General features: G+C 66.3%; 11 protein-coding genes. 2 read left to right on the top strand and 9 right to left on the bottom strand.

The window, feature by feature from the left end; genetic code table 11:
- Positions 1 to 201: 201 nt before the first annotated feature.
- From GYH34_RS01160 to GYH34_RS01125, 8 genes are all read right to left on the bottom strand, one after another.
- Positions 202 to 1,146 carry an FAD-binding protein gene (locus GYH34_RS01160; protein WP_161911994.1) on the bottom strand — a complete coding sequence of 315 codons (945 nt, stop codon included), beginning with the start codon at positions 1,144 to 1,146 and terminating at the stop codon, positions 202 to 204.
- The gene (locus GYH34_RS01155; protein WP_161911993.1) at positions 1,147 to 1,893 is read right to left on the bottom strand and encodes an electron transfer flavoprotein subunit beta/FixA family protein; all 747 of its coding nucleotides are present in this window, start codon (positions 1,891 to 1,893) and stop codon (positions 1,147 to 1,149) included.
- A 270-nt stretch (positions 1,894 to 2,163) separates the two neighbouring features.
- Entirely contained in the window at positions 2,164 to 2,937 is a 774-nt protein-coding gene (locus tag GYH34_RS01150) for a hypothetical protein (protein WP_161911992.1), read from the bottom strand.
- 11 nt (positions 2,938 to 2,948) lie between these two features.
- Positions 2,949 to 3,656, bottom strand: a complete 708-nt coding sequence (locus GYH34_RS01145; protein ID WP_161911991.1) for a rhomboid family intramembrane serine protease — start codon at positions 3,654 to 3,656, stop codon at positions 2,949 to 2,951.
- A gap of 67 nt (positions 3,657 to 3,723) precedes the next feature.
- Positions 3,724 to 5,163, bottom strand: a complete 1,440-nt coding sequence (locus tag GYH34_RS01140) for a polysaccharide biosynthesis C-terminal domain-containing protein (protein WP_161911990.1) — start codon at positions 5,161 to 5,163, stop codon at positions 3,724 to 3,726.
- A 229-nt stretch (positions 5,164 to 5,392) separates the two neighbouring features.
- The gene (gene ileS / locus GYH34_RS01135) at positions 5,393 to 8,401 is read right to left on the bottom strand and encodes an isoleucine--tRNA ligase (RefSeq protein WP_161911989.1); all 3,009 of its coding nucleotides are present in this window, start codon (positions 8,399 to 8,401) and stop codon (positions 5,393 to 5,395) included.
- A gap of 226 nt (positions 8,402 to 8,627) precedes the next feature.
- Positions 8,628 to 8,930 (bottom strand): hypothetical protein, encoded by a 303-nt coding sequence (locus GYH34_RS01130; RefSeq protein ID WP_161911988.1) that lies wholly within the window; start codon positions 8,928 to 8,930, stop codon positions 8,628 to 8,630.
- Between the two features lie 80 nt (positions 8,931 to 9,010).
- Positions 9,011 to 11,278, bottom strand: a complete 2,268-nt coding sequence (locus tag GYH34_RS01125) for a lytic transglycosylase domain-containing protein (RefSeq protein WP_161911987.1) — start codon at positions 11,276 to 11,278, stop codon at positions 9,011 to 9,013.
- Positions 11,279 to 11,591: 313 nt separating this feature from the next.
- Here GYH34_RS01125 and dapA point away from each other — a divergent pair, with 313 nt between their 5' ends.
- Complete coding sequence (gene dapA, locus GYH34_RS01120) at positions 11,592 to 12,485, top strand: 4-hydroxy-tetrahydrodipicolinate synthase (protein ID WP_161911986.1); 894 nt, start codon at positions 11,592 to 11,594, stop codon at positions 12,483 to 12,485.
- A gap of 24 nt (positions 12,486 to 12,509) precedes the next feature.
- Complete coding sequence (gene smpB / locus GYH34_RS01115) at positions 12,510 to 12,986, top strand: SsrA-binding protein SmpB (protein WP_018267084.1); 477 nt, start codon at positions 12,510 to 12,512, stop codon at positions 12,984 to 12,986.
- A 15-nt stretch (positions 12,987 to 13,001) separates the two neighbouring features.
- Here smpB and GYH34_RS01110 read toward each other — a convergent pair whose 3' ends face one another.
- On the bottom strand, positions 13,002 to 13,604 hold the full coding sequence (locus GYH34_RS01110; protein WP_174242348.1) for a uracil-DNA glycosylase: 603 nt from the start codon (positions 13,602 to 13,604) through the stop codon (positions 13,002 to 13,004).
- Positions 13,605 to 13,607 lie beyond the last annotated feature (3 nt).

Below are 13,607 nucleotides of genomic sequence, written 5' to 3'. Positions count from 1 at the left end.
CGCGCGTTCGGCCTTTGTGAAAACCGGCGTTTGCACCGCAGCGAAACAGGCCGCTTCATCGCCCTGACCTGGGAGGGCGTCAATCCCGGCGGGCCGCCGGCCCGACTGGGAATCGAGAGCGGCGCCAGATATTTGCGACGTCGCCCCCACCGGCTTCCGCCGCTCGCTGCGCGCGCGAGCGGGGAAAGAGCCCCAAACCCCTCAGCGACCGGCCTTGGCCAGCTCGGCGTCGAGCTCCTTCAAGGTCGGGAAGAGATCCGCGACGAGGCCATAGTCGGCCACCTGGAAGATCGGCGCCTCCTCGTCCTTGTTGATCGCGACGATGACCTTGGAGTCCTTCATGCCGGCGAGATGCTGGATCGCGCCGGAGATGCCGACGGCGACATAGAGGTCCGGCGCCACCACCTTGCCGGTCTGGCCGACCTGCAGATCATTGGGGGCGTAGCCGGCGTCGACGGCCGCGCGCGAGGCGCCGATCGCCGCGCCGAGGCGGGTCGCCACAGGCTCGATATATTCCTTGAAATTCTCCGAGCTCGCCAAGCCGCGGCCGCCCGAGACGATGATCTTGGCCGCCGTCAGCTCCGGCCGCTCGGATTTGGCCAGCGCCTCGCTCTTGAAGCTCGACACCGCCGGATCGGAGCCCGCGCCGATCGCCTCGATCGAAGCGGAGCCGCCCTCGCCCGTCGCCGTGAAGGAGGCGGTGCGCACGGTGATGACCTTTTTGGCGTCCTTGGAGCGCACGGTCTGAATGGCGTTGCCGGCGTAGATCGGCCGCTCGAAAATGTCGGCGGAGACGACCTTGATGATGTCCGACAGCTGCGCCACGTCGAGCAGAGCGGCGACGCGCGGCAGCACATTCTTCGAGCTGGAGGTGGAGGGCGCGAGAATGGCGTCATAGGCGCCGGCGAGGCCCACGATCAGCGCCGCCAGCGGCTCGGCCAGGTGATGGCCATAGGCCGCATTGTCGGCGATGAGCACTTTCTCGACGCCCGAGAGCTTGGCCGCGGCCTCGGCCGCCGGGCCGACATTCTCGCCCGCGACGAGAATATGAACGCCGCCGCCGATCTGCAGCGCCGCCGTCAGCGCCTTGGCGGTGGAGGGGGCGAGCGCGGACTCTGTGACTTCCGCGACGATGAGCGCCGTCATTTACAGAACTCCCGCAGTCTTGAGCTTTTCCAGCAATTCGGGGACGGAGCCGACCTTTATGCCGGCCTTGCGGGCCGGCGGCTCGGCCGTCTTCAGCACCTCGAGGCGCGGCGTGACGTCGACGCCGTAATCGGCCGGGGCCTTGGCCGCGACCTCTTTCTTCTTCGCCTTGATGATGTTCGGCAGGCTGGCGTAGCGCGGCTCGTTGAGGCGCAGATCCGTCGTCACCACGGCGGGCAGCTTCAGCGTGACCGTCTGCAGGCCGCCATCGACCTCGCGCGTCACATCCACGGAGCCCTCGGCGATCTCCACCTTGGAGGCGAAGGTGCCCTGGCCCCAGCCGAGCAGAGCGGCGAGCATCTGGCCGGTCTGATTGCTGTCGTCGTCGATCGCCTGCTTACCGAGAATGACGAGGCCAGGAGCCTCCTCGGCGACGATTTTGGCGAGAATCTTCGCCACCGCCAGCGGCTCGACCAGCTCGTCGGTCTTGACGTGAATTCCGCGGTCGGCGCCGATGGCCATGCCGGAGCGCAAAGTCTCGTCCGCCTTGGCCGGGCCGATGGTCACGAGCACGACTTCCGTCGCCTTGCCGGCCTCCTTCAGGCGAATGGCCTCCTCGACGGCGATCTCGTCGAAAGGATTCATCGAAAATTTCACATTGGCGACGTCGACGCCCGAACCGTCCGGCTTGACCCTGATCTTCACATTATAGTCGACCACCCGTTTGACGGGCACGAGAACCTTCATCGCGCAACTCCCGGCGAGATTGACCTTCGTCTCGATTGTTTCGAAAAAATCGCGCTCTGTGGCCGAAAGGCCCCGATCGGCTTTTTCGAGCGCCGCGTCGAGAACGAATTAGCGCCGCGCGGCGCGAGGCGCGCGCGGAAAGCTCGGAAGACGCTCTGGTAGCCTCGGCTCGCCGCCCTGTCAAACCCGCGCCGGCCGAAACCTCCGGCGCCGCGGGCGCTCATCCGGCGGGAAGCTCTGTCGCAGACACTGCCATTGCGGATTTGCGGGTCAGATCCACAGCCAAGGGGCGGCGACGCGGGCCAGCGCGCGCAGGCGGCGCTTGGCGCGAATGGGCGCAGAATCATAGTCGGAATTGTCCCGCGCGGCGTGGCCGGAGGCCGGGCATTCGATCGGCCAGCGCAGCGTCAGGCCGTCCTCTTCCCCCCGACCGCGCAGCGGCGCGATCAGGCGCGCGAAGAATTCTTCCAGCATCAGGGAAGGCGCGATCATCTCGTCGCGCCGCTCGAAGAAATGCTCGAGGTAGAAATCCTTCGCGAAGAGCATCAGCTCCGTGCGCGCCCGCAGAGGCGCCCCGCCTTCCTTGGAATAGGCGCGGCGAAAATCGGCGGCGAAGCGGCGATCCTCCGGCAGATGGTCCATCAGCGCGGAGAGCCGCTCGAAGGTCAGCCTGCCGGTTACTTTGAAAAAGCGCTCGCTCTGCGCGAGCAAGCGGCTGCTTCGGCAGGCGTGATCGACGATTCCGAGCTCCGAATAGCCATAATGGAGGCCCTCCGGCCGGCGATTGCCGTCGAAGCCGATGATCTCGAGCGGCCGCCCGGTCTCGCTGCGAAGCGCGTCCGCGTCCAGAAAAGCGAGATCCGCGCCGGAATTCTCGCAGAACACCACGCCTGAGATGCGCGCGTCCGGCAGCCGCATGAAAAACCGCAACGCGTTCCGGTAGTCGCTTTTTCTCACCTCGAGGTCGCGCCGCGCGATCTCGGCGGCGTAAGCGCCCGGATCGACGGTCGCGGTCAGCAGCAGGACGGTCGGCCGGATCATCATCGCCGATCGGCTCAGCCCCAGGGGCCGTGGTGGAAAGGCCGTGGGCCGAACCATTGCACGTCGCGCCGCTTGAACAGCGGCGTCAGAATGAGCCCGGCCAATATGCCGCCGATATGCGCCCACCAGCCGACCTGGCCCTGATCGTCGGTGAAGGCGTTGAACAGCTGAAACAGAATCCATGTGCCGACGAAGAGCGAGGCGGGCGCATGGATGGGGATGATCCCGGCGACGAGGCCGAAAATGGTCGAGCGCGGATAGAGCAGGATGAAGGCGGCGCAGACGCCCGAGATCGCCCCCGAGGCGCCGACGAGCGGCGTGAGGGTGAGCGGCGCGCCTACAGCGAACAGCATGGCGGCCGAGACGCCGCAGAGCAGATAGAAGACGAGATAGCCCGCGGACCCCATGGCGTCCTCGACATTATCGCCGAAGACATAGAGAAAGATCATGTTTCCCGCGAGATGGCCGAGCCCGGAATGGAAGAAGAGGCTGGTCAGCAGCGTCCATTCGGGGCCGGGCGTGACGATCCAGGGGGCGAGCTCGGCGCGGCCGAACAGCACCGCAGGTATGAGGCCGAAGCCGCGCACCACAGTGAGCGGATCGCCGAAAGATTCGCTGAACACGGCGACGAAGACGAAGATGTTGAGCGCCATCAGCGTCCAATTGACGTAAGGCCGCCGCACATAATGCAGCGGCGCGTCGTCATGTAGCGGCAGCACCATCTAGACCATTCTCCCCCGGCTGCGCCGCCCGCTCGCGCCGGGCGATCACGCCCGGCCTCGCGCCAATTTATAGCGCGGCCCGAGCTCTGGCCAATATGGGCGCGGCGCGGGAGAACGCGAGGCCGCGCATCCCGGCTATGTCGAGGGCCAGCACTGCGCCGCAATAGACGAAACCGCCGACGCCGACCTGCAGGAGCAAAGTGAGAATGCCGGGCTCGAGGCCGGCGAGCGGATGCAGCGCCAGAACCATCGCCCCGGTCGCCGCCAGCGCGCCGAGCATGTCGCGTCCGCGCGGCCATTGCGGCGAGGTGCGCGCCGCGAACAGAACCAGCGCCGCCAGCGCCGCCACATAGGCGAGGCATTGGGCGAGCGCGAGGCTGGAGGCGTCCGCGCCGCGCGGGATGACAAAGGCGAAGCAGAGGCCCGCGACCACCGCGACCGAGGCCGCGCCGATGAGCGGCGCCGTCTTCTTCTCGATCTGAAACACCGGATTGACCGCGAATTGGATGAGCCCCATGGCGAAGAGGCCGGGCAGCAGCAAATCGAGATAATGGCCGAACGGCCCACGAAATTGCGGCGGCACGATCAGCGCCTCGATCGAGGGCATTGTGAGCCAGATGCCGGCGCAGGCGGGCAGCAGAAAGGCCGCGACGATCGTCATATTGCGGGCGATCTGCTCCTTGCCCTTCTCCGCCCCGTGCCGCTCATGGGCGGCGACGGCGATCTGGAACAGCAGCACATCCAGCGCCGAGCCCATGGCGAAAATGGCGCGAATGCCGAGATCATAGGCGAGCGAGAATTGCCCCGTCTCGGCAAAGCCGTAATAGGCGGTGACGAGCGCCCGCGCCGCCAGCGGCACGGATTGGTAGAGCATGTTCGCCGCGACGATGGGCGCGCTATAGGCGATGAGCATGCGCGCCGTCGCCATGCGCGCGCCGCGCGGCGAGGCGCCGGGATCCTTCAGCGAGACGCGCGCGGTGAAGACGGCGCCGAGGAGGCTGGCGAGGCTGCCGGCGATCGCCATTCCGGCCGAATGAAAGACGAAGGCGCCGCCGCCGGTGAGAGCGAGCGCGAGAATATTCTTGGCGAGAACGACGCGGCTATAGCTCTTGTCCTCGAAACGCGCGCGCAGCAGCGCCGTGGAATAGTCGAACAGCCCATTGATCGCCGCCGTCGCCAGCGCCAGAGCGATGAGCGTATCGCCGAGCGCGAAGGGCGGCGCGATGAGGAGAAACAGACCGCCGACGACAATGACCACCGCCGTTGTCGCGAGATAGGCGAAATCGAGCGTTGCGCGTATGGCCGGCTCCGCCTCGCGCACGCGCGTCGAATAAAAGCGCGTCGCCGAAAGGCGCATCCAATCGAAAGCGCCGGTCTGAATGACGACGCCGATCGCAAAAGCCAGCGCGAAGCGGCCATATTCCTCCGGCCCGAGGAATTTCGCCACCAGCAGGCCGATGAGGAAGTTTGCGACGGTGTTGGCGAGGAAGGCGGCGAGAACCTTCAATTTTTCGAACCTCTCCCTCTCGGCGCGATTCCTTCTCCCGCTTGCGGGAGAAGGTGGCCCGGCGAAGCCGGGTCGGATGAGGGTCCCCGAGGCTTCCCGGAATCTTGCAAATCGCGGGCTGCGGCGCAGGCCCTCATCCGACCTCGCTTCGCGAGGCCACCTTCTCCCACAAGTGGGAGAAGGGAGGTCCCGCATGTTCGAAGCTAAACGGCCACTCGCCAAGAAACCCTTACGCCGGCCACTTCCCCGCCGCTGTCAGCTCCCGCAGCGCCTGCGCGTCGCGGGGGGTGACGCCGGGATAATCGGCCTGCGCCGTCGCGGGGTCGAAATATTTCCAGGAGCGGGCGCATTTGACGCCCGAAGCCCGCCGCGGAACCACGGCCACGCCCGCGACCTCGGGCAGGCGGAAGGCCTCGGCCGGCCCTTCGCTCGCGTCGATCGCTATATCCGACACGATGCAGATTTCGGCGAAGTCCACGCCCGTGAGCGTCGCGCGCAGATCGGCGTCCGCCACATGGACGACCGGCGCCGCCTCCAGCGACGAGCCGATGCGCTTTTGCGCACGCTCTATCTCCAGCGCGCCGGTCACGACGGAGCGGATGGCGCGGAGCTTCTCCCATTTTTCCGCCAGCGCCTCGTCGCGCCAGGACGCGGGCAGATCGGCGAAGCTCTCGAGATGCACGGACGCCGCATCGGGATAGCGCGACAGCCAAGCCTCTTCCGCCGTGAAGGCGAGAATGGGCGCGAGCCATGTCGTCACCGCGCGGAACATCTCCTCCACCACGGTCAGCGCCGCCTTGCGCTTCACGCTCGACGGCGGATCGCAATAGAGCGCGTCCTTGCGAATGTCGAAATAGAAAGCCGAGAGATCGCTGGTGAGGAACGGCGTCAGCAGCGCGACGACCTTCTTATAGTCGAACTCCGCATAGGCCGCGCCGACCTCCTCGCCGAGCTCCGACAGACGATGCAGCACGAGCCGCTCCAGCTCCGGCAGATCGGCATAAGCGATCTTCTCCTGCGCGCGATAATGCGCGAGCGTGCCGAGCATCCAGCGGATGGTGTTACGCAGCTTGCGGTAATTATCGGTGACGCTTTTGAGGATTTCCGGCCCGATGCGCTGATCGTCGCTGTAATCGACGCTCGCCACCCACAGGCGCAGAATATCGGCGCCGGCGTCGGCGATCACCTTTTGCGGCGCGACGACATTGCCTTTCGACTTCGACATTTTATGGCCATGCTCATCGAGCGTGAAGCCATGCGTCAGCACGATGTCATAAGGCGCGCGGCCGCGCGTGCCGCAGGATTCCAGCAGCGAGGAATGGAACCAGCCGCGATGCTGATCCGAGCCCTCGAGATAGAGCACCTCATCGGCGCCACCATCGCGCTTGCGCTTGATTCCCGCGAGGCCGGGGAAATGAACCGGGTCTTCCAGCGTGAAGGAATGCGTCGAGCCGGAATCGAACCACACGTCGAGAACATCGTCGATCTTCTCGTAATCTTCAGGGTCGTAGTCGGGCGCAAGGAAGCGCTGCGCCGCGCCCTCCTCATACCAGGCGTCGGCGCCCTCCTTCTCGAAGGCCTCCACGATGCGGGCGTTCACACGCGCATCGACGAGAATGTCGTGGCCGCCCTTCTTCACGAAGACGGCGATCGGCACGCCCCAGGCGCGCTGACGCGAGACCACCCAATCGGGACGATTGGCGATCATGCCGCGAATGCGATTCTCGCCGGCCGCGGGAACCCATTGCGTGCGGGAGATTTCATCGAGCGCGATGTCGCGCAGCGTGGGCGCATTGTCGCCGGGCGCGCCGTCGCCCTTCGCGACAGCGCCGGCGTCCTGCGCGAATTTCTTGTCGAGCGCGATGAACCATTGCGGCGTGTTGCGGAAGATGACCGGCTTCTTCGAGCGCCATGAATGCGGATATTGATGCTTCAGCCGCCCGCGCGCGACGAGATTTCCCGCCGCGACCAGCGCTTGAATCACCGCCTCATTGGCGTCGCCCTTGTCGCCCTTCTCGGTGAGCACGCGCTTGCCGGGAAAGCCCGGCGCTTCATCCGTGTAGAAGCCGTCGGCGTCGACCGTATAGGGAATGCGCGCATCGATGCCGCGCTCGGCGAGCATACGCCCGCTCGCCATCCAAATGTCGAAGTCCTCGCGGCCATGGCCGGGCGCGGTGTGGACGAAGCCGGTACCCGTGTCGTCGGTGACGTGGTCGCCATCGAGCAGCGGCACTTTGAAATCATATCCCAAAGCGCTGAGCGGATGCGACGCGACAAAGCTCGAAAGCTCTTGCGCGGGAACATCGCGCAGACGCTCGAAGCTCTCCACTTTCGCCGCTTTGAACACGTCTTCGGCGAGCTTGTCGGCGAGCACATAAGTCGCGCCGACTTTCGCCCAATTGTTCTCTGGCGCCACGGTCACGCGATAGAGGCCATAGGCGATCTTGTGCGAATAAGAGATCGCGCGATTGCCGGGCAGCGTCCAGGGAGTCGTCGTCCAGATGACGACGGCGCCCGGGCCGTCCTTCACCGGAAAGGCGACATGCACCGTGTCGCTGACATGGTCCTCATACTCCACCTCCGCTTCCGCGAGCGCGGTCTTCTCGACGACGCTCCACATCACCGGCTTCGATCCGCGATAGAGCAGCCCATTCTCGGCGAATTTCATCAGCTCGCGGGCGATATGCGCCTCGGCCGGGAAATTCATCGTGGCGTAGGGATTGGCCCAATCGCCCGTCACGCCGAGCCTTTTGAACTCCTCGCGCTGCACGGAGAGCCAATGCGCGGCATAGGCGCGGCACTCCTGGCGGAAGGCGACGATGGCGGTCGGATCGGCGAAGTCCGGCTTCTTCTTGCCCTTGGAGCGGTAGTTCTCCTCCTCGATCTTCCATTCGATCGGCAGGCCGTGGCAGTCCCAGCCGGGGACGTAATTGCTGTCCTTGCCGGCCATCTGCCGGCTGCGGGTGACGAGATCCTTGAGGATCTTGTTCAGCGCATGGCCGATGTGGATGTTGCCATTGGCGTAGGGCGGCCCGTCATGGAGCACGAATTTCGGCCGTCCCTTGGCGCTCTCGCGCAGCTTGGCGTAGAGGCCGATCTTCTCCCAGCGCGCGAGGATTTCCGGCTCGCGCTGCGGCAGGCCGGCGCGCATGGGGAAATCCGTCTGCGGCAGATAGAGGCTCTTGGAGAAATCGGGGCCTTTGTCCTCTTGGGCCTTGTCTTTGGTCTTCTCGTTCATCTTATCGGAAACCGCTGCGCTCGCGGGCTGCGCCCCGAGCCGGGGCGGCGCGCGAAAGGGGAGGGAAAACAAGCGGAAGGGCGCCTTGATCGGCGCGAGAACCCGGTCGCCGCGCGAGCTTGGATCACGCTCGAGCGCGGGCCGGGCCAATAATTCGTATGCTGCGGCGCAGGACCATGGCCCTATCTACCAGCGCCGGCCCGCTCCGCAAAGCCGGAATCTGGTCTCAGCGGCCGCGGCGGAAGGGATTGCCGCCGGCTCCGGTGAGATAGGCGATCGCCCCGACGACGAGCACGATGGGCAGCAGCACCACAAAAGCGCTGGCGAAGAAGATTAGTCCCATGGCGAGGATCACCGCGCTGGCGAGCGTCAGCAGAGCGGCGCCCACCGGCCCGACCTTGATGACCTTCACGCCATCGGTCCCGCCGATCCATATGCGCGTGCGCGAGCGGTAGCGGGGACGGCTCTCGCTCTCGGGCGGGAGGATCTCGATCTCGGCCGGCTTGTCGATATCGTGCTTCTGCGACACGGAACGCTCCACTGTGAGGCGAGTTCGATATAAGCGCTCGCCGCGCCCGCGCCAATGGAGCGGGACACAATCGCCGGGCGTCAATTCGCGGCCTGCTGTCGCCACAGATCGCTCTGCGGCGCGCGCGTCTCGCGGTCGCCGAAGCGGGCGCGATAGACGGTCAGATTCTCGATCACGCGCTGAACGTAATTGCGCGTCTCGCTGATCGGAATGCGCTCCACCCAATCGATGGGATCGACCTCCTTCTTGCGCGGATCGCCATAGGCGTCGATCCATTCCTTCACCCTTTTGCCGCCGGCGTTATAGGCGGCGAAGGCGAGAATGTAGGAGCCCTTGTGCTCCTCGAGCAGCATGCCGAGATGCGCCGCGCCGAGCCGCGCGTTGAAGGCGGGCTCGTCGATCATGCGCTTGAGATCGAAGCCGACTCCCGTCTGCTGCGCGGTGTGGCGCGCGGTGGAGGCGATCATCTGCATCAGCCCCATGGCGCCGGCGCTGGAGACGGCCTTGGGATCGAAGGCGCTCTCCTGCCGGGCGATGGCGTAGACGATCGCCCGCGAGGCCGAGCCCGGCAGCGCCGCGAAAGCGGGTATGCCGAAAGACGGAAAAGCCGCGTCGTCGATCGCAATGCCGCGATAGGAGGCGAGCTTGCCGAGGGTGAGCGAGATTTTCGCCTCGCGGCGGCGTTGCGCCACATCGGTCAGCGCCGCGAGCTGCGCCTCGCCGACCAGCGTCTTGGCGGCGTCGGCGGCGAGCTGCGCCGCCATCTCCTTCTCGCCGGCGGCGAAGAGCAGCTCCACCGCACGCACCGATTCGTCGCGGGCGTCGCCATGGGCGGGCTCGGGCGTCGGACGCAAAGGCGAGTCGAAGGCGCCGAGCCGCGCGCGGGCGAGCTGACCGTAGAAGGTCGTCGATTGCAGAGCGGCGGTCTCGTAGGAGGCGCGCGCCGCCTCGGCCGCGCCGGCGGCCTCCCGGGCGCGGGCGAGCCAATAGGCGCCGCGCGATTTTTGAATCGGCGTCTCGGCGATGCGGGCGATCTCCTCGAAATGCCGCTGCGCTTTGGCGGGATCGTTCAGGAATCGCAGCGCGATCCAGCCCGCATGAAATTCCGCCTCGACGCGATAAGAGAGCGAGCGCGCCGAATGCTGCGCGCAAAGCTCATAGGCTTGCGGGAATTGCCCGATATCCATGAGCTTGCGCGAGATGAGCCGCCGCTCCACCCACCAGGCGTCGCCATCGACGATGAGGCGCGGATCGCGCGGGGCGGAGCGCAGCAGCGCCGCCGCCTCGACGAGCTTCTTTTGATGGCGCAGCATGTGAATGCGCGCGAAGAGGATTCCCGGATCCTTCTGCGCCTCCGCCGCCAGAGCGGAGAAAGTCTTTTCCGAAGCGCTCTCATTGATCGCCAGCGCGCGGGCGCGGGCGAGATCGAGCGCATCCTTGCCGGCATGGGCGGCGATGCGCAGAGCAGGGCCGGTCTTCTCGGCGTAGAGCAGACGATCGGCGCGATATTTGTGATCGGCGACGTCGAGATAATCGCCGAACTCTTTTTTTGCGCCCGCCTCCAGCTGCTCGTTGAAATCATCCTCGCGCCACATGGGCTTGATGAGCGCCGCGACCTCCAGCGGCTCGCCACGGCGGGCCATGACGCGGGCGAGCGCCAGCCTTCCGGCCGGCGTCTTAGGCGGACGCTCGGCGAAATAATCGACGATCAGCCGATCTGGGTGCTTATCGCCATAGAGCGCCTCCTCGACGCGCTGGCGCAGCCAGGCCGAGGCCGGCCAATCGGGATGCTCGGCGAGAAATTTCGACAGGCGCGCGAAGCCGGCCTCGCGCGGATGCAGCCGCAAGCCGGCCCATTGGGCGGCGGCGCGGGCGAGCGGAGCTTCGACGCCGGCGAGCGCCTGATCGCCGGCGGAAAAATCATTGGCTTTATAGGCGGCGAGCGCGCGGCCGAAAGCGTCGTAATCGGTTCCGAGCAGAACGGCGGCCTCGGGCGGCTGCAGGACGCGCGCCTCGAGATCGAGCCCGCCATTGGGCGGCGCGTAGGAGAGCAGCTTGGACGCGTCCTCTCCCGCCGACGGCCGGCGCAGCAGGCCGGCGACGCGCGGATCGGGCGGCGCGGCGGGACCGAGGAAATCATGCAGCGCCTCGCGCGCCGAATCGCGCGGCGCCCAGGGCGCTCGAGGCGAGGAGGGCTCTGGAGGCGAGAAGGCGGCGCCGGCGGGCGGCGGATCGTCGCCGTCGCGGTCCGGCGCGCGGCGCTGCGTGGCCGGGTAGAAGGCCGCCGCCACGCCCAGGGCGGCGACGATGAGAACGAGGCGCGCGGCCCCACTGTGGCGATTCGTCATCGGCCCAACGCTCCGAACTCTTAACGTAATCCAGCCTGCGGCCATTTCGTTGCGGAACTGTCAACCAAATCGCTAAGCAGCGGCATTTTCGAATTTTTCGCTCCGCGTCGACCGGCCGCTCGAGCTGTTCGCCGATTCCGCGCGAAGGGACGCTGCGGACCCTTTTCACCCCAACGCCCAGAGGCTATGACAGTTGCCGTCTTCCCAGGGCGGAACGGCCGCCGCGAGGACGGACCGAAATTTCTCCGTACCAATCCCAGTCAGTAAGCGCGGCGATTACGGCGCCCGCGTGGCGCAGCGAAAGCGACGGCAGATGAACGACAAGCCAGTGTTCCGAGGATCCTATACCGCTCTGGTCACGCCTTTCGCCGATGGCGTGGTCGATCACGCCGCTCTGCGCGCGCTCGTCGACTGGCAGATCGAGAGCGGGACGCATGGCCTGGTTCCAGTGGGTACGACGGGCGAGAGCCCGACTTTGAGCCATGAGGAGCATCGCGCCGTCGTCGAGACCGTGATCCGGCAGGCGGCCGGCCGCGTTCCGGTGATCGCCGGCGCCGGCTCCAACAACACGCGCGAGGCGGTGGAGCTCGCCCTCCATGCCCAGCAGGCGGGGGCGGATGGCGTGCTCGTGGTCACGCCTTACTACAACAAGCCGAATCAGGAAGGCCTCTATCAGCATTTCGCCGCTGTGGCGGAGGCGGTCTCCGTTCCGATCATCGTCTACAACATCCCGCCGCGCTCGGTTGTCGACATCAGCGTCGCGACCATGGCTCGGCTGGCGGAGCTGAAGAACATTGTCGGCGTCAAGGACGCCACCGGCAATGTCGGCCGCATTCTCCAGCAGCGCGCCGCCTGCGGCGCCGAATTCGTGCAATTCTCCGGCGACGATATTCTCGCTCTGGCGAGCGTCGCCGTCGGCGCGATCGGCGTCATCTCGGTCGTCTCCAATGTCGCGCCTCGGCTCTGCGCCGATCTGCAGAACGCCGCGCTGGCCGGGGATTTCAAAACCGCGCTGGCGCTGCAGGACCGCCTCACCGCTCTGCAGCAGGCGCTCTTCCTCGAGGCCGGCGTGACCGGGGCCAAATACGGCCTCTCCCTGCTCGGCCGCGTGCGGGAGGAGGTGCGGCTGCCGCTGGTCGACTCCGCCGAGCCGACGAAAAAGGCCATTCGCGACGCGATGGTTCTCGCCGGCGTGCTGGACGCCTGAGCGGAAGCAGCAGGACGCGCGCAAGTGGCCGAGAAAGAAAAGCCCAATTTCAAGGTCGTCGCCGACAATCGGCGCGCGCGCTATGATTATGAGATCGGCGAGACCTTCGAGGCCGGTCTGTCGCTGACCGGCACGGAGGTGAAGTCGCTGCGCACCGGCAAGGCGACCATCGCCGAGAGCTACGCCCATGTCGACCGCAAGGGCGAGGCTTGGCTCGTCAACGCCACCATTCCCGAATATCTCTCCGGCAATCGCTTCAATCACGAGCCGAAAAGGCTGCGCAAGCTGCTGCTGAAGCAGCGCGAGATCGCCAAGCTGGCGCAGGGCGTCGAGCGCGAGGGCATGACCATCGTGCCGATGAAGCTCTATTTCAACGAGCGCGGCCGCGCCAAGCTGCAGATCGCGCTGGGGCGCGGCAAGAAGTTGCACGACAAGCGCGAGGTGGAGAAGAAGCGCGACTGGGGCCGCGAGAAGAGCCGGCTGCTGCGCGACCGTGGCTGAGGGAAATATTCAGCGCTATTTTTCTAAAATTTCCCGAGCCCGAGCGAAGATCGCGCTGAACATCTGCGGCGTCAACGCGCCCGTATTCGTGTTGAGACGCGAGCAATGATAGCTGTCGATAAGAATAATTCGCCTATTGCGAGTATTCGCGACGATCTCATGCTCGCGGCCATGGGCGAAGGGGAAGCCGCCGGGCTTCAGTGAGAAGGCGCGCAGCACGCCCTCATGGGCGATTCGGCCGAGCGCGACAATTAGTCTCACCCGGCTCAGCCGGCGCAAACCCGCCTCGAGAAAAGGGCGACAGGCCGAAAGCTCGGCGGAGAGCGGCTTGTTGCCGGGCGGAACGCAGCGCAGGACATTGGTGATTCGGCAATCGACGAGCGCGACGCCATCATCGGCGCGGGCGTCATAGACGCCGCGGGAAAAACCGGTTTCCGCGAGAGTGGCGTAGAGGAGACGGCCGGCGTCGTCGCCGGTGAAAGGGCGGCCGGTGCGATTGGCGCCCATGCGCCCCGGGGCGAGGCCGACGATCAGCAAGCGCGCCGCACGCGGGCCGAAATCGGCGACGGGCGCATTATGCCAGTCGGGATGGTGCGCTCTCAGCTCCCGCCGGTACATGAC

This window comes from Methylosinus sp. C49 (assembly GCF_009936375.1).
GTDB lineage: Bacteria > Pseudomonadota > Alphaproteobacteria > Rhizobiales > Beijerinckiaceae > Methylosinus.
This window is presented reverse-complemented; position numbering and strand designations above follow the sequence as displayed.